Raw genomic sequence first — 17,707 nt, 5'->3', positions numbered from 1 at the left:
GCACATTTCTTTATTTTTAGGGGATGCGCCGCATCCCCTTTTTCGCTTAGTGCGCCTGCAGGAACGCCAGCAAATCATTATTCAATTGATCCTGATGCGTTACCGCAAAGCCGTGCGGGCCATTGTCATAGACCTTTAGCTCGGCGTTGTTAATCATTTCCGCCGCCACCTTACCGGTGGTTTCAAACGGCACCACCTGATCGTTGTTGCCGTGAATCACCAGCGTCGGCACATCGATCTTCGCCATATCCGGGCGGAAATCGGTCTCGGAGAAGGCCGTGACGCACTCCAGCGTACCTTTCAGCGATGCCAGCAGCGCAATATTCAACGTTTGCGTCAGCACGCCTGCGGAAACCGTCTGCCCGGCATTAGTGCCGTAAAAAGTGGCGGCAAAATCGCTGATGAACTGCGCGCGATCTTTAAGCAGTTCATCACGAATACCGGCAAAAACGCTCAAATCAACGCCCTGCGGATAATCTTCCGCTTTACCGAAAATCGGCGTTACCGCACCCAGCAGCACCAGGCCCGCTACCATCGTCAACTACATACACCATAGGATCTATGCTTAGCCTCTGCCATCCGGGTAAAGAGCGCCGGAGTACTGTCGGTTCGTTTTACATTAATTACAGCAATAGAGTGACAACTTTCTTGCAACGAAATAGGGTAGTAGGCAAATAGTGATTATTATCATTATTAGTAAAAATTGATGAAGATCTTGAAATGGTAAATATCTGATATTGATGGTTATTTTTATCGGCCAGCTAAATGTGATGAGCGGCTAAAAAAGCCAGGCGATTAGCAAACTTGATCGGCTATGATTTATCAGTTTTTATCATGAAACAGGTTTAATTGATCTACCGCAAGTTCAGTCTTTTCTTACTCTGCCAAATTATGGTCCAGGCGTTGTTAAGAACCCTGGCGAGGGTAAGGAAATGTTATGACAATGAAAATGAGCTTAACCGGACTGTTGCTGGTGTGGTTGGTCTATGTAGGTTGGATGGTCAGTTATTACAGCAGCACCTTCAGCTTATTCCAGCACTAAGATGACAGCGGCCACTGCCGTGGCCGGGATTCATTGACGTCATTGCTCTGGCTTCACTGCGGGGAAATCCTTGTGGCAGGTAAGCGCGAAGAACACTCTGCGCCCGTGCGTTAAAGCTGCCGCCGACTTGCTTAGCCAGCATCTTCATTTCACAATTTACTTTACCCATCGAAAAATTCTTAAAATCTCAACGAGTTGCATTTATCTGACGTGTGGGCTTATGCTAGTTATCCCCTCAGGCCGTTGACCTGCTTCGGTATCGGTTCAAATCGCTTATAAAAAGTACACAACTCGGTTCCCGAACTTGTGTGTCAGATTCGTGACACGCAGGAAGCGTTTACCAGAGATTGCCAGATATTTTTATCTCCTGACGAGGCCATTTTATCATATTTCTCATATAATAATGTGCGTGTATCAGATAACCTAAAACCAAATGTTTACTGATTTTTTAAACTAATCTGACAGCCCAGTGCTGTAGTCTGAATATAAGGGGAAATAATGCCTTTGTTATTTGGTGAGTTATCTGGCGCTCCATTATGGGTGCCTGCCGTATTGCTCGTCACTCTCTCACTCGCAGTGGGTTTTCTAACGCGATTTATCCTTCTTCGATTCATCTGTTACTGGCAGAGTCGTGACCGAAAGCTATTCAAATCACTTGAAAAGCACCTTCGTGGATCAATGTTTCTTTTTATTCCCTTACTGTTAATAAACTTAGGGGTTAATTATGTCAACGTTCAGCCTGCATCTCTTGGTTTTATTAAAACAACAGTTAATATATTTATTATATTATCATTTTGCTCAGTCCTGATTCGATTGATCAATGTTGCTCAGGATATGCTTTTTATCCGTTATGACATCAATATTTCGAATAATCTTCGTGCCCGCAAAATTCGCACTCAGATAATATATGTTAAAAAGGTTGCTATTGCCGTTCTCGTGATGCTCTGTCTTTCTCTGATTCTGCTTAGTTTCCCTGGCGTTCGAAAATTCGGCACTACCATCCTGGCCGGTGCCGGGGTTGCCGGAATAATAATTGGGTTTGCTCTACAGAAGTCGCTTGTCAACTTATTCGCCGGAATCCAGATAGCCTTTACACAACCGATAAAAATTGATGATGCAGTCGTGGTTGAAAAAGAATGGGGCTGGATTGAGGAGATAAACCTGACTTATGTTGTGGTACGTCTCTGGGACCTGCGCCGGCTGGTCTTGCCTATTACTTACTTTACAGAAAATCCGTTCCAAAACTGGACGCGTAACAATGCACAAATTTTAGGCTCGGTTTTTCTTTACCTTGATTATTCCATGCCCTTAGAGCCTCTGCGCAAGCACTTTGAAAAAGTACTCAGTGAAACAAAACTCTGGGATCAACAAACTCAGGTGCTTCAGGTTACCGATACCAGTGAAAAAACCATGACTATCAGATTATTGATGACGGCACAAAATTCACCCATGGCCTGGGATTTACGCTGTCACGTGCGGGAAAAAATGATTGAGTTTATTCAGCAAAACTACCCCCAGAGTCTTCCTCATGTGAGGGCTACCCTGACCGGTTCCGATGCCTGATAATCCGCGAGTTCAGTAATTAAGCGTTCTCGTTTTTATCGAGCGGAACGTGCAGAGACGGTAAGCAGCAGAGCTGCCGCGTTCGATTTCCATCATGTTTCGCCTGTTATCAGCTGATGTCATTTATAGAGCAATCTGGTTGTATCAAGCTGAAGGGTGCGCCGCGTTAAATTGCGATAAAAAACTGGCACGGCATCAGTGGCACTACCTGCAACACGCCGCTGCTGCCCCCGCTGGACAGGCGCGCCTGTACCCTTTCTTCTGGCCTCGGATCAAGATCGATCAACAAAAAATTCAGCAAAAAATACCTGTACAGCTTTTGTTTTTTTGTATAGTTTAGCCCGTAACAAGTTTAGCTTATTTAATCATCTGACCACGAGGGCGCCAATGATGCAGCAGCAACGATGGACACCTGGAACCAACAAGGCACTTGCTCCGCGTTTTGACATGGCAGATATAGAAATCCCTACTCAGCAGGAGACGCTGGGACAGATCGTCGCTGATATTTTACGGGCGGGTGAAAGCGTTAACCGCAAAGCGATCTGCGCCAAGCTGCTGACGAAGCTGGATGGTACAACCAGCAAGGAAATGGAAAAGCATTACCACGGGCTATTGGCTCTGGTACTGGGCCGCGAATAGATCCTGACCAGCGGGCGCGCTCTGGCCTGAATGTTTATCACAATTATCTGTTTTCACGTTATGTATACCTGTAGTAAGACTCTCCTGATTCTGGCGTAGCTGTTGCCATAAGCAACAGCTAGCGCCTGAAAAGCGCCAGGTTATTCCGCATCGCCTGAATAACCGGTTTCCTTTTAACATCAGCACAGGAGAGCGTTTGGATAAAGAAGATCAAAAGAATGTGCATGTAGCCCTGGGCGAAGCGGTCATGTCTATTCTGGATAGCCAGAGTGCTTTAAGTAATCATGCCATCATGGATAAGTTACAGCAGCTTGCCGAAACGGAGACTGACGAAGAGAAAGTCATGTCTTACTGGGAGGCAAGGAAAGCATTCAGACACATTCCGCAGTCAGTGTCGGGGCTCCGTCGTAAAGACGCCGGTAACACTGACGCTAAAACAGTCAAATTTCCGCAGAATCGCTTCGGGTTCAGAAGAACGCGAAGCGAAAATTTTGAGGACAGCGACTAGATAAGATGACCGGCAGGCTGCCAATGCATTCTGCCGGTATTTTATTAGCCGAAGCCACGCGTTTGCTTTTAACTACGCCAGCGCGACTGGCGGATAACCTGGCAAAAGTTAAGCGGTGAAAAGGCTGGATCTTTATCCTTAATCACATCTGCTTTTACATTGCCAAAGGTGGTTTGGGGTTTATGTTTAATCCCGTTATAGAACGCCGTCATGATCTCTTCTTTAAACGCGGCTGGACGCGGATGTTGGGTGGTAACCGCCTCAATTTCACGTTCGTCGAAGTCTTCATAGCCGATGCCCAGCACATCCATTTCCACCCCTGCCGTAACCAGCGCGATCTCCGGCGCCATATACTCCGGAATGCCTGGTGTGGTATGCAACGCGATGGCCGTCCAGACTTTATCAATATCGCTTTGCGCGATGCCATAGCCCTTTAAAAAATCACGCGCTGCGTTAGCACCGTCAACTTCGAAACGTTTGTCACAGCTGCAATGTTCATGCGTCAGGCCAATATCGTGAAACATACAGCCGATATAGAGCAGCTCGCGATCTACGTTAAGTCTGTACCGCTGGCCCGCCAGTGCTCCCCAGTAGTAGACGCGACTGGAGTGATGGAACAATAGATCGGACTCTGTATCACGAATAAAAGCAGTGGCGTCACGCGCCATTTGGCTATCGGGTATGGTCAGGTTGTTTATCTTGCTATGCATTCTTGTCTCCGGTTAGTTGCCTTGTTTAAGCCTAAAGCGCATCCTTGTTGTCTTAAAGCATCTATAAGCGACGATTTGGGACAATGCGATTTATCGCGACATGGGGAAAACAATGAAGCGTGAGATCATTATTCTGGCGGTACCGGGCGTACAATTACTGGACCTTTCCGGCCCGCTTGATGTCTTCGCCGAAGCGAACCGTATTTTGCAACGCCAGGTTTATACATTGCGTGTAATGTCTTTTGCTGCGCCGGTGGTGCAGGCTTCTTCCGGCGTTCGGCTGGCGGCGGACTATCAGCTTAGCGATGCAGAAAGTTATGCGGCAGATACGTTTTTGATTGCCGGTTCGCCGGATATTGATGTATTCACGCCTGACGCAGCAATGCTTAAAATGATTGTCGGCCTGTGTCAGCGTAGCCGTCGCTTTGGCTCTGTATGTAGCGGCGCGCTGCTGCTGGCGAAAACCGGACTGCTGAACGGTAAAAGAGTAACCACGCACTGGGCTTGCGCTGCGGCGCTGGCGGCAGGCTACCCTGAAATCTCAGTAGATGCCGACGCGCTCTATGCGGCTGACGGTCCGATAAGAACCGCTGCCGGAGTGACCTCTGGACTCGATTTGGCGCTGCGCCTGGTGGAGGAGGATCTGGGACGTGAAGTGGCGCTGGATATTGCAGGTAACCTGGTGATGTTTTTCCGCCGCCCGGTTAATCAGACGCATTTTATGCGCGGCGGTGATCTTTCATTAACCGGACGGACGGCATTGCAGGATCTTCAACGCTGGAGCATAAACCATCTTGATACGTTAAAAAGCGTGGCGATGATGGCGGCCCATATCCATTTAAGCGAGCGACATTTGACACGCCTGTTTCGCCAGCAGATAAATATGACGCCGGGGCAATGGCTGGAGCGTGAGCGGGTGGCAAAAGCGAAGCTGCTACTAACGGAAGGGAAGCTGCCCGCGAAAACTATTGCCGCCCGCTGCGGCTTTTCCGGACCCGATGTGATGCGTCGCGCCTTTACCCGCATGACCGGTATGACGCCGGTCATGTACAGCAAATTGCTGGCAGAGCGCTAGGCAGCCTCGGAAAAACGAGCCATGCTCTGTTGCTGGCGCGATAGCAGGAACTATTTAGCCGATCTGTTTTTCTCTGCCTGCCAGCGGCGCGACAACCATCTGCAAAATCGTCATCCCCAGCAGCGCCAGCAGCGCGCTATTCCAGCTGGCAAATATTTCATGCAACACGCCAAACGCCAGCGGACCCAGCGCCGCCAGCCCATATCCCACGCACTGCGCCATACCCGAAAGCTGTGAGGCCTGCTGATGGTTAGCGGCTCTGAGGCTGAACAGCGCCAGGCAGGTTACCATCGATGCACCCGCGCCCAGCCCGGCGCTAATCAGCCAAAGCGCCGCCAGCTGCGGCGCCAGCAGCAGACCGGCCAGGCCGATAAAAATAGCCAGCGAAGCGATAAAGCCGATCATCCGCTGATCGCGCTGCTTTTTCAGTGCCACCATGCAGCCAAGGTTGGCGGCGACCGCAATCACCTGATAGATAAACAGCAGCCAGCCCGCCGCGACCTGACTAAAACCATTCGCCTGCGCATACGGCGTAAACCAGGTGATAAGGGTATAAAACACCATCGACTGCAGCGCCATAAACAATGAAACCTGCCAGCCCAGCAGTGATTTCCACGGCGAGGTTAAGCGGACGTCGTGGGCGCTGCGCGGCTGCGGACGGGGCGTGCGGGCGTGTTTAAGCGGCGGCAGCCAGGCGACCAGCGCAATCAGTGCCGGCACCAGCCAGATCCCCAACGATAATGTCCATCCCGCCGGAGTCGCCTGCGCCAGCGGTACGGCGGTGCCGGAAGCCAGGCTGGCGGTGATCGCCATCGTTGAGGCATAGAGGCCGATATATTTTGCCGTGTGCTCCGTAAAGTCGCGTTTAATCAGCGGTGGCAGCAGCACATTAGCGATGGCGATGCCGGAACTTAGCGTCAGGGTGCCCAGCCAAAGACCGGTCTCATTACCGATAATACGCCACAGCGAACCCAGCGTAATCAGCCAGACCGCGATCCACAGCGCTTTTTCCAGCCCCATTCGATTACCCAGCCACGAAGCGCACGGTGCCAGTACGGCAAACATCAGCAGTGGAATAAAATTCAGCAGGCCCGCTTCAGACGCGCTCAGGCTAAAAGTGCGGCTAATATTTTCCAGCACCGGGCCGGTAACGGTAATCGGCGTACGCAAGTTGGCTGCGGTTATCAGCAGAACAAACAGGAAAAAAAGAGGAGAGGGGGATATCGAGGATCGCATAATACCTAAGCACAAAAAGCAGGAAACCTGCTGATAGTGCGTTGGTTAACGTTAACGCTTACGCAACAGGGCGCGGCCCTGATGTCTGCGCGCCATACTATCCAACCGCGGCAGGGCTGTAAAGTGGCGGCGCTGAATATGCTGGCTGAGATACCCGACCGGCTAAAAAACAGATAAGGTAAATAGCGGGCCTGGCGTACCGTCAGACAATTCAACCCTGCAGGCGCAATAATGATGGCGAAATCCGTAAGTAACGACTGGATAAATTTGCAGCGCGACCATGAAACCGGCATCGAAAGCGTGCATGCCCATTTTTACGGCCATGCTTACGATCCGCACGATCATGATGAGATGCTGGTGGGCGTAACGCAAACCGGGCTGCAGCGTTTTAACTGTCATCGCACGCTGCATACCAGCAGTCCTGGCCGGGTGATCCTGATTGAGCCGGGCGCGGTACATGACGGACACGCCCCGCAGGCGGAAGGTTTCGCTTATACCATGCTCTATCTGCCGCAGGCGTGGCTGACGAGCATGCTGCAGCGTCGTGGACTGGGCGATATTTCCACGCTGCAGGCCGCCTTTCGGCATACCCTTACCGATGATGCATTGCTGAACCACGCCATCCAACAGGCTTTTCACGCCGTACATTATCACGAAGGCAAACTGGCGCGCGACCAAAGCCTGGATCGATTAATCGATCTGCTTTCACGTCATCTTTCCCTGCGGCCCGCGCTGGAAGCGGGAGAGTCGTTTAATCAGATGTGTCGGGTGCGGGATTATATGCATGACGGGATGGCGTTGGATATTGGCCTGGATGAACTGGCCAATTATGCCGGTATCGATCGCTTTCGTTTGACCCGCCAGTTTCAAAAGGCGTTCGGACAGTCGCCCCATGCCTGGCTGGTGCGACTGCGGTTGCGCACCGCCCGCATGCTGCTGGCGCAGGGATTTAATCCCGCTGAGGCCGCCGCGCAGGTCGGCTTTGCCGATCAAAGTCACTTTGGCCGCTGGTTCCGACGCGCTTATCGCCTTACTCCGGCTGAATATCAGCGTCAGTGCACAAACGTTCTATACGCCCGCGCCCCTTCTCTCTGATGATGGTCTCTGTTGTTAATCACCGGAGAACCTGATTGATGTTTGATACCAAAGTTGCACTGATCGTTCGTCACGATCTGGCGGTATGGCAGCGCCTGAACGTAGTGGCATTTCTTGCCAGCGGGATAGCTTCCGCCGCGCCGGAGATGATGGGCGAGCCCTATGTTGACGCACACGGCAACCGCTACGGCAATATGCTGGGCCAGCCAATGTTGGTTTTTGAAGCGGATCTTAACGGCCTGCAGAACGCGCACCGCAAAGGGCTGGAGCGCGAGCTCACGCTAATCCCCTACGTCCACGCCATGTTTTCCACCGGCCATGACCAGGCCAACCGCGAGGTTTTCCTGGCGGAGGATGCGGATAACCTGGATCTGGTCGGTCTGGCGCTGCGCGGCCCGAAGAAGGCGGTGGAGAAAGCGATAAAAGGACTGGCGCTGCATAAATAGGCCGGGGCGGTTTGCATCATGACCGCTCAAGCTGCATCAGGGCGTTGCTCCGTCAGGTAAATGGAACTCCCGCGTATGGGGAACCACATAAGGATTCTTATCTGACGGAAGGAAAAAAAAATGCGCCTTTCTGGTTTTTCACCATCAAACTTTACCGCGCCGCGCGAACCCGCGTTGCCCGGTACAGGATCGCCAACGGCTAAACAGCCTGACGCGAAAGGAACCGGGTCAATACCGCTCTCTTTTAATAGCCCGTCGCTGCCCGGGCAGACGAACCTGGCACTGAGCGGGCAGCAGGCAACGCAGCCGCTTACGCAGCTAATATCAAGCCTGATCGCTAATCTGCTGGCGGAGCTAACCGGCTCTGCTCAGGCGGACGGCGCGTTGCCGCTCACCTCAGCCGCCAGCGATCAGATGCCGTTTGAGCAGGTCATCACCACTCTGGGCCGGCATGAAAACCTGCTGAAAAAACCGCTCGATCGTGAAGGGATAGAAAAGCTGCGCAACGATCCGAGCACCCCAAGTGATGCCAAACAGGCGCTGGATGCGTTGGCAGAGAACCCCGCCATGTTTGACGCCATCGATCCGGCGAAGAACGGCAAAACCGACGGAAAAATCAGCGCCAAAGATATCCAGAAATGGCAGCAGAATCCGGCGATCAGGCAGTATGCCGATGCGAAAGCGGAAACCTATACCCACGACTATGTTCCGTCAGATTCAGCACCAGGATCGCCCGCCCGCGAGATGACCTCTAATGACGCCATGCGTGAGCTTTATCTGTACTCTGAAAGCCTGCCGAAAAAGGTCAGCCTGGAAACCCTGCAAAAGATTGCCGATGGTTCGCAGGACATGGGCAAATGCCCACCGCAGGTCGCCGCCGCGGCAAAATATTACACCGCTCATCCCGATCGGTGGCAGCAGCTTACCGGTAAGGACGATCCGGGCGCGACCGTCTCGCGCGATCGGCTGTGCGATGTCGCCTCTTATAATGTGAAGCTCTCGCCGCAGGAGAGTAAAGCGCTGGAGACGTTGCAAAATAACCAGGATATCTTCTTCAAGGGCGGCGGCATTAAGCCTGACAAGCTGACTAAAATCGCCAACGACAGTAATAACAGCCAGGAAGTGCGGGACGCGGCAAACCTGCTTAGCCAGCCCAATTCGATGCTGTTTTCTATGTTGGATAACGGCAAGCATGGGGCGGGCGGAAACTTCTTTAATAAAGCCAACGACAGAAATATTGGCAAAGGCGATCTGGATGCCTTTATTCGCAAAGGCTCAAATCAGGTAGCGCCATCACCGCAGTTAGCCGATAAGCCAACCACGCAGGCCGAGCTGAGCGCGCAGGATGATATGGCGCGAGGGCAGGAAACCCAGCCCGATCAGAAGAAAGAGAAGGGCGGCGGCATCTTTAAACTGCTTGATATCCTGGGCTATGTGGCAACCGGCCTGAGTATGCTGATCCCGGGCGTCGGGGCGGCAGGGGCGGCGGCAACGGCCGGGCGCGCAGCGCTGACAGCGGGACTGAAAGAAGGCCTCAAGCAGGGCGTGAAGGAGGGTGTGAAGGAGGGCGCTGGACAAGCGGTGATGAACGCCGCGCAAACCGCGCAATCCGGCAATCAACAGGTGAATGGCCCGCGGGTCTGGGCGCAGAGTTAACATGAACGTATAAAATTAACAGGCAGCCCGGATGGACGATGGCTGGAACGTTAACGTTAAAAGGCCGCAGCGGCGGCCTTTTATTAACAGAGAATAGCGGGTTATTCGCTGACTTTGTTTTTCAGTTCGCTGGCGCCTTCTTTGGTCTTATTCCAGCCTTTCTCGCTCCCTTCTTTGGTGGCGTTCCAGCCCTTTTCCGTACCCTCTTTGGTTTTATCCCACGCTTTCTTCGTACCTTCGCTGGCTTTACTGCTCAGGTTATCGCTTTTACCTTCTGCGGCATGTTCAGATTTAAGTTTCATCTCTTCGCCCTGATGCTGCGTCTGATGCAGTTTTTCTTTGGCGGTATGCGCGCCTTCGTGGGCGGTGGCGACGGTGTCATCCGTTGCGTGCGTAGTTGCGGCAAAAACCGGAGAAGCCAGCAGCAGTGCAGATAGTGCCATGATTGTCTTTTTCATTATTCCCTCACTCAATAAACATCATCAAACCAAAAGTATAGTTAACAATGGCACGGCATGACGGCTTTTGCCTTCAGAATAACCTGTAAAATTAACACGCCCTCAGGCGCTGGCAACAAGCCGACCTGATTCAATCCGTTCGTCATTTTTCAGAAGAGAGGTCAAGCTATCGCCTCCCGTTTCGGCATACTATTGGCTGCTCTGTTGGTAGCCGGATAAAAAGAGTTCGTGAACGAACCCCCGCTGAGTGCGTTTATCTGCTAAACAGATCCCGTCATATTTTTATTTTAAAAACTGAGGCGCCGCTTAATGTTTTCCCGTTTTTTTATTTATCGCCCGGTGTTTGCCTGGGTTATTGCCATTTTGATTATGCTGCTGGGGGCGCTTTCTATTACGTTGCTACCGGTAGAGCAGTATCCCGATGTGGCGCCGCCCTCCGTCAATATCAGCGCCACCTATACCGGCGCGTCGGCCGAGACGCTGGAAAACAGCGTGACGCAGGTTATCGAGCAGCAGCTAACCGGGCTGGATAATCTGCTCTATTTCACCTCCAGCAGCAGTTCGCGGGGAAGCGTCACCGTTACGGTCACCTTTAGCCAGGGCACCGATCCCGATACGGCTCAGGTGCAGGTACAGAATAAAGTGCAGCAGGCGCTGTCGCGCTTGCCCAGCGAAGTACAACAGCTTGGCGTAACCGTAACCAAATCCCAGTCCAACTTTCTGCTGGTAATGGGGCTGTACGACACCACCAATAAAAGCAGCAGTAATGATATCGGCGACTGGCTGGTCAGTAATATGCAGGAACCGCTCGCCCGTACCGAAGGGGTGGGGGATATTCAGGTATTTGGCGGTCAGTACGCCATGCGCATTTGGCTGGACCCTTACAAGCTGGCCTCTTTCTCATTGCAGCCTTCCGATGTCTCCGCGGCGATTCAGTCGCAGAATATTCAGGTTTCCGCCGGTAAAATCGGCGGGCTACCCTCGCCGGACAATCAGCAGCTGACCGCAACGGTGCGCGCGCAGTCACGCCTGCAAACGCCAGAGCAGTTTCGTAATATTATCGTGAAAAGCGAGCGGAACGGGGCAATCGTGCGCGTTGGCGATGTCGCGCGCGTTGAGCTGGGCAGCGAGTCTTATGATATGTCTACTCGCCTGAACGGCCATCCGGCTGCCGGTGTCGGCGTGATGCTGGCGCCGGGCGCTAACGCGCTGGATACCGCCACGCTGGTCAAGCAGAAGGTCGAAGAGTATCGGCATTCGATGCCCGCCGGCTATGAAGTGGCGTATGCGCTGGACAGCACCGATTTCATTAAAATCTCCGTTCAGGATGTGGTGGTCACCCTGATCGAAGCTATCGTACTGGTGATTGTGGTGATGTATCTGTTTTTGCAGAACATCCGGGCCACCATCATTCCGGCGCTGGCGGTACCGGTGGTGCTGCTGGGCACCTTCGGCGTGCTGGCGATTTCCGGTTATACCATTAATACCCTGACGCTGTTCGCGATGGTGCTGGCTATCGGGCTGCTGGTGGATGATGCCATTGTGGTGGTGGAAAACGTCGAGCGCATCATGCACGACGAAGGCTTGCCGGCGCGGGAGGCCACGGAAAAATCGATGGGAGAGATTTCTGGCGCGTTGGTGGCGATTGCGCTGGTGCTTTCCGCGGTATTTCTACCGATGGCGTTTTTTGCCGGCTCGACCGGCGTTATTTATCGTCAGTTCTCTATTACCATTATTGCCGCCATGTCGCTGTCGGTGGTGGTGGCGTTGACGCTGACGCCTGCGCTCTGCGGTATGTTGCTGAAACCGGGAAAACCGTATCGTCGCGGATTCTTCGGCGGGTTTAACCGCTTTTATGAAGCCACCGAGCGTAAATATCGCCATAAGGTGTTGGGAACGCTACGTCGCCCGATCGTGATGATGACCCTGTATGGCGCGATGGGACTGGTGCTGTTTGTGCTGTTTACCCGTTTGCCGGGAAGCTTCCTGCCTACTGAGGATCAGGGCAGTATCATGCTGCAGGCGACCCTGCCGGCGGGCGCCACCTCAAACCGTACCGAGGCGGTCAATCAGCAGATCATCGACTGGTTCCTCAGCGAGGAAAAAGAGAACGTTGATGTGATATTCACTATCAACGGCTTTAATTTCAGCGGCGCGGCGCAGAACGCCGGCATGGCCTTTATCAAGCTTAAAAACTGGGAAGATCGCGCAGGGGCGGCAAACTCCGCCGAGGCGATCGCCGCCCGCGCCACGGCAGCGCTCTCTTCTATTCGTGACGCGCAGGTATTTGCGCTGACGCCGCCTTCGGTGCCGGGGCTGGGCCAGAACAACGGCTTTACCTATGAGCTGCTGGCCAGCGGCGGTACAACCCGCAGTGAACTGGAATCGCTGCGCGACCAGCTATTGCAGAAGGCGGCGCAGAGCCCGGAACTCTCTGCGGTCAGGGCGAATATTCTGCCGCAGACGCCGCAGCTGCAGATCGATATTGATACCAGCAAAGCGGTCGCGCTGGGCCTGCAATTGGATGGCGTGACCAGTACGCTGACCAGCGCCTGGGGCGGCGCCTATATCAATGACTTTATCGATCGCGGGCGCGTAAAGCGGGTTTATCTTCAGGCCGATGCGCCTTATCGCTCTTCGCCTTCTGATTTAAACAACTGGTATATCCGCAATGCAGAGAACGGCATGACACCGTTCTCCGCTATCGCATCCACCCACTGGACCATGGGGCCGGAAGCGCTGAATCGCTATAACGGCTCCGCCTCGTTTGAAATCCAGGGACAGAACGCGCAGGGCTTTAGCTCTGGTGATGCGATGAATACTCTGGAGCGGCTGGCCAGCGAACTGCCTGCCGGCACCACCGGAGCCTGGAGTGGGCTTTCGCTGCAGGAGAAACAGGCGGGCGGGCAGTCAACCACGCTGTACGCCATCTCGGTGCTGGTGGTGTTTCTCTGCCTGGCGGCGCTGTATGAGAGCTGGTCGATTCCGTTTTCCGTGCTGCTGGCGGTGCCGCTGGGCGTTCTGGGCACCTTGCTGGCCGTTACCCTGCGTGGGCTGAGCAACGATATCTATTTTCAGGTAGCGCTGCTGACCACGGTGGGGCTGACCTCGAAAAACGCCATTTTGATCATCGAGTTTGCTGAGGATGCGATAAAGCAGGGGCGCTCGCTCAGCGCGGCGGCCTTGCAGGCGGCGCGTACCCGTTTGCGCCCGATTATCATGACTTCACTGGCCTTTATCGCCGGCGTGACGCCGCTGGCGGTGGCGACCGGAGCGGGGGCTAACAGCCGCATTGCGATTGGTACCGGGATTATCGGCGGTACGCTGGCGGGCACGGTGCTGGCGCTGTTTTTTGTGCCGCTGTTTTTCGTGCTGGTGAAACGTTACCTGACCAGCCATCGATCCACGCATCAGCAGCAGAAGGTTAAACCCACTGACGATCGCTAAGCTTTCCTTGCCTGATACTGCCCGCGGCATCGCGCCTGGGCAGTAAAAAGCACGCAGGGTTAAGGCTTTTAGCCTCTTCTCCTCTTTTCCTTTTGCCTTCCTGTCACCGTCCCGATGTAGAATGCCCGGCTGAAAATATTAATGGAATGTGGAGGAAGGGTGTCCAGAGCCTGGTGTTATCTTTTTCTGGCGATTGTGGCAGAAGTAAGCAGCGTAGTAGTGATGAAGTTACTTTCCAGAGAAGCTCACTGGGCGGGCATGCTGCTGATGTATTTTACCATCGGCCTCTCTTTTACTTTTATGGCGCTGGCCCTGAAAAAAATCGCCCTGGCGGTTGCCTATGCCACCTGGGAATCGTTGGGGCTGTTAGCGGTAGCGGCTATCGGCAGTCTCTTTTTCAAAGAGCATCTTAGCGTCATGCAGTTTATTGCCATTTTCCTGTTACTGGGTGGCGTGATGCTGGTCAATATCGCTGAAAACGAACACAGAGAGTCGTAATGTTGGTTCCTTATTTCTATCTTGCCATCGCTATTGTGCTGGAGGTAACGGCCAACGCCTTTCTGCAGCGTTCCGAAGGCATGGCTAAAAAGCTTCCGGGCGCAGTGGGATTACTGTTTATTTTTGCTTCATTCACCGCGCTGTCGCAGGCCCTGAAGGGGCTGGAGATGGCCACTGCTTACGCGATATGGGGCGGCTGCGGCATTTTACTGACCGCCTTGACCGGCTGGATTATTTTTAAACAGCCCATTGACGGCAAAGGATGCATTGGCCTGCTGATGATCACCGCAGGCATGGTGCTGCTGGAGTTGGGCTGACGCCTGACGTAGCGCCATTAGCGGGCCCCTGGCGCTATGGCTGAATCTGTGATGCAGATCTAAATTCTATGTAACATTACAACATGGGATCTACCCAACATTTTTTTATAGCCGTGGTTTTTACACTGGTTGTCATTCATGTAACATATGTAACCGATGACATTTACCATGGCTTCCATCAGAGATGTAGCAACCAGAGCGGGCGTTTCCACCGCCACCGTATCGCGGGTGATTAATAATCATCCCAGCGTCACCGCACAAACTCGCCGAGTAGTACATGAGGCGATGAACTTTCTTTGCTATGTCCCTAACAGAAATGCCGTGCAGCTGAGCGGCAAATGTTCTGGGCTGATTGGCGTTGTGGTGCCCAACCTGGTTAATCCGCATTTCTGCGAACTGCTTGCCTCCCTTGAAGAAGAGGCACGTTACACCGGAAAAACTATTCTGGTTAAGACTCATCAGAATCAGCCGTTTCAGGATCGGCAGATGGTAAGAGCGCTGGCCGGGATGGGCATTGAAGCGTTGATTTGGGTGCCCACCGAGGCGGAATCGTCACTCTCCGCATGGCTGCTGGCGACGGGCATTAATACTGCCGTAGTCACGCAAACTTCCCGCTTCTTTAATTCAGTATTCAACAACCAGGAGCACGGGGCAGAGACGATAGCCGAGCACTTTATTGATACCGGTCATACCCGCTTTGGTTTTATCGGCCAGGATGGCGTGGATAACCGCAAAATGTCCGCCTTTTGTAAGAAGGTCCGCAGCCACGGCTATCAGGTTGAGAAACAACAAAGTTACTGGATCCCCAAAGGCGACGGTGAGAATAACCGCGGTCATATACATTCGCTGGATAATATCGTTGATAACATCCTGAAACAAGAAAATAAACTCAACGGCCTGTTTATTTATAACGACGTAGCGGCAAGCTATGTTATTGAACGCCTCCGTCGTCGCGGCGTTAATATTCCTGGCGATATCGCCGTCGCCAGCTTTGATAATACTATCATTGCGCAAATGATGAATATCACCAGTATTGCCCAGCCGATAAATGAAATGGGCAAGCTGGCCTTTGAACTGATTAACAGTACGGAAGAGAAAGAGCATATCGATTCTATCGCGTTAACCACCAAGCTAATTATTCGTGAGAGCAGCCTGGGCATGACCGTGACAAAAATATAATTTTTGCGGTGCGGTTAATTCAATCTCTGCGGGGTAATTAACTCTATGGCAAGCCATGGAGGGAAAGCCTGTTGCAAAAAACGAAGTTTATTATTACGACCGGAAAGAGAATTTACATGAGAAAATTAATTTTGCCTGTTATCTCAGGCATGCGGTTTGATATTTGGTTAAAGCGAAGTCGCGAACAAACATCGCCCTTGTTACAGTTCTCAGCCGAGGGGGCAGTTATCTATGCGATAAAAAAGGCCGCTGACTATTATCAATACTTCACCTATACCCATTATTCCGATCGGCCGCTAACCATTGAGTGGGATGAAGACGCAGCGGCGATCTCACTATTTTATTACTGGCTGCCGGAAACACTAGCGCAGGAAGGCGTAACCTTTTTGGTCGGTGATTTGCATGCGCTGCGCCCGGTGGGACGTAGCGAGATGGCGGAGTGGTATGCGAAGGAGACGCTGCGTCCGGCGCTGCATTTTTCCCCGTTTATTAACTGGATGAACGACCCTAACGGCCTGAGCAAAATTGGCGAGACCTACCATCTTTTTTATCAATATCATCCGCACAGCACCGAATGGGGGCCAATGCACTGGGGACATGCCACCAGCGAAGATCTCTACCACTGGCGACACTACCCGATTTTTTTACAGCCCGAGCAAAATCTTGAGGCGCTGGGCGCAACCGGCGGCGCGTTTTCCGGCACCGCCTTCCAGGAGAGCGATGGCAGTACCCGATTCTGGTTTACCGAGCGTTTGCCGGCTTACGACCTCTATGCGGGCTATCGGGAAGTGCAAAAGTGCGCCACGCCAGGCCGCTGGCTGGATAAGGTTGAATCAGTTAAACAGGTGCTGAGCGAGCTGCCTGCGGGCGTAAACTGTGATTTTCGTGATCCGAAAGTCTGGTTTGATAGCGAAAGAAAGCACTACTTTATGCTACTTGGCGCGTCAGTGGATGGCGATCCGGCAGCCCTGCTGTTCACTTCAATAGACAGCGATGCGTGGGCATTCGACCATGTGCTCTGGCGTGCGGATAAGCATTTCAGGCAGCACGGCGGGCGCTGCGTCGAGTGTCCGGACTTTTTCTCTATCGGCGAGAAATGGGTGTTAATCATCGGTATCGTCGGCTATACCGAGCCGCAAACCGGACGACATAACCTGCTGTATGCGCAGACCGGCGACTTTAGCCACGGCCGTTTTACGCCGGATGATAAACCCTTGCAGACGCTGGATTTCGGCACTGATTTTTATGCCCTGCAGACCTTCCGCGACGGCCATGAGACGCTGGGCTTTGCCTGGCTCTATAACTGGGCCAGTAAAAAAAGCGCCGCCTCGGTCTACAGCGGCGAAATGTCTCTGCCGCGCCGTTTTATGCTCAATAGCCAGGGGGCGCTGTGCATGCAGCCGGTGCTGCCGCCCGAAGCGTGCGTAATACAGCAAACCGACCATCGTGAGGCATGCCAACATGGACAGCTGCAGCTGCCCGTCGATGCGCGGTCGTTTTCCCTGAAGCTGAACGGCGAGGGCGTTTCCCGGCTGCTTTTGACATTGCGCGAGGAAGAGGGCGGGCAGATGGAACTTAATTACGCCGAAAACAGGCTTACGCTGCGAGCCGCAGAACATGATGATGGGCAGTATAGTGCTGATCTTGAAAAGCTGGAGGCGCTTGAGCTGTTTTTTGACGCCGGTATTGTCGAGGTTTTTGCCAATCAAGGAAGCCTGTGCGGCACACGGCGCTATTTCCACATCAGCTGCTGTCGGGAGATCACGCTGGCATACAACGCATCGGCGCGGATAACAGCGGTACAACTGACACAATACCGTAGCGTTTGGGGACAATAA

At 53.1% G+C, this 17,707-nt stretch carries 15 protein-coding genes and 1 pseudogene; 12 read left to right on the top strand and 4 right to left on the bottom strand.

Annotation, left to right across the window (positions count from 1 at the left end; genetic code table 11):
* Positions 1-46 precede the first annotated feature (46 nt).
* Positions 47-532, bottom strand: a pseudogene (locus K6958_RS15865) (alpha/beta hydrolase); the annotation flags it as partial.
* 1,008 nt (positions 533-1,540) lie between these two features.
* On the opposite strand from K6958_RS15865, the gene K6958_RS15860 reads away from it, so the two are divergent.
* The 3 genes from K6958_RS15860 to K6958_RS15850 all read left to right on the top strand — a co-directional run bounded on the left by K6958_RS15860 (position 1,541) and on the right by K6958_RS15850 (position 3,752).
* On the top strand, positions 1,541-2,605 hold the full coding sequence (locus tag K6958_RS15860; protein ID WP_249892018.1) for a mechanosensitive ion channel family protein: 1,065 nt from the start codon (positions 1,541-1,543) through the stop codon (positions 2,603-2,605).
* A 447-nt stretch (positions 2,606-3,052) separates the two neighbouring features.
* Positions 3,053-3,244, top strand: a complete 192-nt coding sequence (gene ycgZ, locus K6958_RS15855) for a regulatory protein YcgZ (RefSeq protein WP_249892017.1) — start codon at positions 3,053-3,055, stop codon at positions 3,242-3,244.
* A gap of 196 nt (positions 3,245-3,440) precedes the next feature.
* On the top strand, positions 3,441-3,752 hold the full coding sequence (locus K6958_RS15850) for a hypothetical protein (RefSeq protein ID WP_249892016.1): 312 nt from the start codon (positions 3,441-3,443) through the stop codon (positions 3,750-3,752).
* A gap of 68 nt (positions 3,753-3,820) precedes the next feature.
* Here the strand turns inward: K6958_RS15850 and K6958_RS15845 are convergent, their stop codons facing one another.
* On the bottom strand, positions 3,821-4,462 hold the full coding sequence (locus K6958_RS15845; protein WP_249892015.1) for an HD domain-containing protein: 642 nt from the start codon (positions 4,460-4,462) through the stop codon (positions 3,821-3,823).
* Positions 4,463-4,574: 112 nt separating this feature from the next.
* Between K6958_RS15845 and K6958_RS15840 the strand changes: the two genes are divergently transcribed.
* Entirely contained in the window at positions 4,575-5,537 is a 963-nt protein-coding gene (locus K6958_RS15840) for a GlxA family transcriptional regulator (RefSeq protein WP_249892014.1), read from the top strand.
* Between the two features lie 54 nt (positions 5,538-5,591).
* On the opposite strand, the gene K6958_RS15835 is transcribed toward K6958_RS15840, so the two are convergent.
* Positions 5,592-6,773, bottom strand: coding sequence for a CynX/NimT family MFS transporter (locus K6958_RS15835; protein ID WP_249892013.1), 1,182 nt, complete (start codon positions 6,771-6,773; stop codon positions 5,592-5,594).
* Between the two features lie 231 nt (positions 6,774-7,004).
* Between K6958_RS15835 and K6958_RS15830 the strand changes: the two genes are divergently transcribed.
* The 3 genes from K6958_RS15830 to K6958_RS15820 all read left to right on the top strand — a co-directional run bounded on the left by K6958_RS15830 (position 7,005) and on the right by K6958_RS15820 (position 9,970).
* Positions 7,005-7,868, top strand: coding sequence for an AraC family transcriptional regulator (locus tag K6958_RS15830; protein WP_249892012.1), 864 nt, complete (start codon positions 7,005-7,007; stop codon positions 7,866-7,868).
* A gap of 38 nt (positions 7,869-7,906) precedes the next feature.
* On the top strand, positions 7,907-8,314 hold the full coding sequence (locus tag K6958_RS15825; protein ID WP_249892011.1) for a DUF2000 domain-containing protein: 408 nt from the start codon (positions 7,907-7,909) through the stop codon (positions 8,312-8,314).
* Between the two features lie 120 nt (positions 8,315-8,434).
* Positions 8,435-9,970: an HrpF/NolX family T3SS translocon protein gene (locus tag K6958_RS15820; protein WP_249892010.1), complete on the top strand. Its 1,536-nt coding sequence runs from the start codon at positions 8,435-8,437 to the stop codon at positions 9,968-9,970.
* 101 nt (positions 9,971-10,071) lie between these two features.
* Here the strand turns inward: K6958_RS15820 and K6958_RS15815 are convergent, their stop codons facing one another.
* A complete protein-coding gene (locus tag K6958_RS15815) occupies positions 10,072-10,428 on the bottom strand; it encodes a hypothetical protein (RefSeq protein WP_249892009.1) in 357 nt (118 codons plus the stop codon).
* Between the two features lie 309 nt (positions 10,429-10,737).
* On the opposite strand from K6958_RS15815, the gene K6958_RS15810 reads away from it, so the two are divergent.
* From K6958_RS15810 to K6958_RS15790, 5 genes are all read left to right on the top strand, one after another.
* Positions 10,738-13,875 (top strand): efflux RND transporter permease subunit, encoded by a 3,138-nt coding sequence (locus K6958_RS15810; protein ID WP_249892008.1) that lies wholly within the window; start codon positions 10,738-10,740, stop codon positions 13,873-13,875.
* 159 nt (positions 13,876-14,034) lie between these two features.
* Positions 14,035-14,373: a DMT family transporter gene (locus K6958_RS15805; protein WP_249892007.1), complete on the top strand. Its 339-nt coding sequence runs from the start codon at positions 14,035-14,037 to the stop codon at positions 14,371-14,373.
* Positions 14,373-14,690, top strand: coding sequence for a multidrug/spermidine efflux SMR transporter subunit MdtI (gene mdtI, locus K6958_RS15800; protein WP_249892006.1), 318 nt, complete (start codon positions 14,373-14,375; stop codon positions 14,688-14,690). Before K6958_RS15805 ends, mdtI begins: the two co-directional genes overlap by 1 nt.
* A 168-nt stretch (positions 14,691-14,858) precedes the next feature.
* Positions 14,859-15,869, top strand: a complete 1,011-nt coding sequence (locus tag K6958_RS15795; RefSeq protein ID WP_249892005.1) for a LacI family DNA-binding transcriptional regulator — start codon at positions 14,859-14,861, stop codon at positions 15,867-15,869.
* Positions 15,870-16,066: 197 nt separating this feature from the next.
* The gene (locus K6958_RS15790) at positions 16,067-17,707 is read left to right on the top strand and encodes a GH32 C-terminal domain-containing protein (RefSeq protein WP_249892004.1); all 1,641 of its coding nucleotides are present in this window, start codon (positions 16,067-16,069) and stop codon (positions 17,705-17,707) included.

It is taken from the genome of Mixta hanseatica, assembly GCF_023517775.1.
GTDB classification, from domain to species: domain Bacteria; phylum Pseudomonadota; class Gammaproteobacteria; order Enterobacterales; family Enterobacteriaceae; genus Mixta; species Mixta hanseatica.
This window is presented reverse-complemented; position numbering and strand designations above follow the sequence as displayed.

Coding starts and splice junctions, on each gene's coding strand:
- K6958_RS15860 (WP_249892018.1), top strand. CDS start 1,541: ATGCCTTTGTTATTTGGTGAGTTATCTGGCGCTCCATTATGGGTGCCT.
- ycgZ (WP_249892017.1), top strand. CDS start 3,053: ATGGCAGATATAGAAATCCCTACTCAGCAGGAGACGCTGGGACAGATC.
- K6958_RS15845 (WP_249892015.1), bottom strand. CDS start 4,462: ATGCATAGCAAGATAAACAACCTGACCATACCCGATAGCCAAATGGCG.
- K6958_RS15840 (WP_249892014.1), top strand. CDS start 4,575: ATGAAGCGTGAGATCATTATTCTGGCGGTACCGGGCGTACAATTACTG.
- K6958_RS15835 (WP_249892013.1), bottom strand. CDS start 6,773: ATGCGATCCTCGATATCCCCCTCTCCTCTTTTTTTCCTGTTTGTTCTG.
- K6958_RS15830 (WP_249892012.1), top strand. CDS start 7,005: ATGATGGCGAAATCCGTAAGTAACGACTGGATAAATTTGCAGCGCGAC.
- K6958_RS15825 (WP_249892011.1), top strand. CDS start 7,907: ATGTTTGATACCAAAGTTGCACTGATCGTTCGTCACGATCTGGCGGTA.
- K6958_RS15820 (WP_249892010.1), top strand. CDS start 8,435: ATGCGCCTTTCTGGTTTTTCACCATCAAACTTTACCGCGCCGCGCGAA.
- K6958_RS15815 (WP_249892009.1), bottom strand. CDS start 10,428: ATGAAAAAGACAATCATGGCACTATCTGCACTGCTGCTGGCTTCTCCG.
- K6958_RS15810 (WP_249892008.1), top strand. CDS start 10,738: ATGTTTTCCCGTTTTTTTATTTATCGCCCGGTGTTTGCCTGGGTTATT.
- mdtI (WP_249892006.1), top strand. CDS start 14,373: ATGTTGGTTCCTTATTTCTATCTTGCCATCGCTATTGTGCTGGAGGTA.
- K6958_RS15795 (WP_249892005.1), top strand. CDS start 14,859: ATGGCTTCCATCAGAGATGTAGCAACCAGAGCGGGCGTTTCCACCGCC.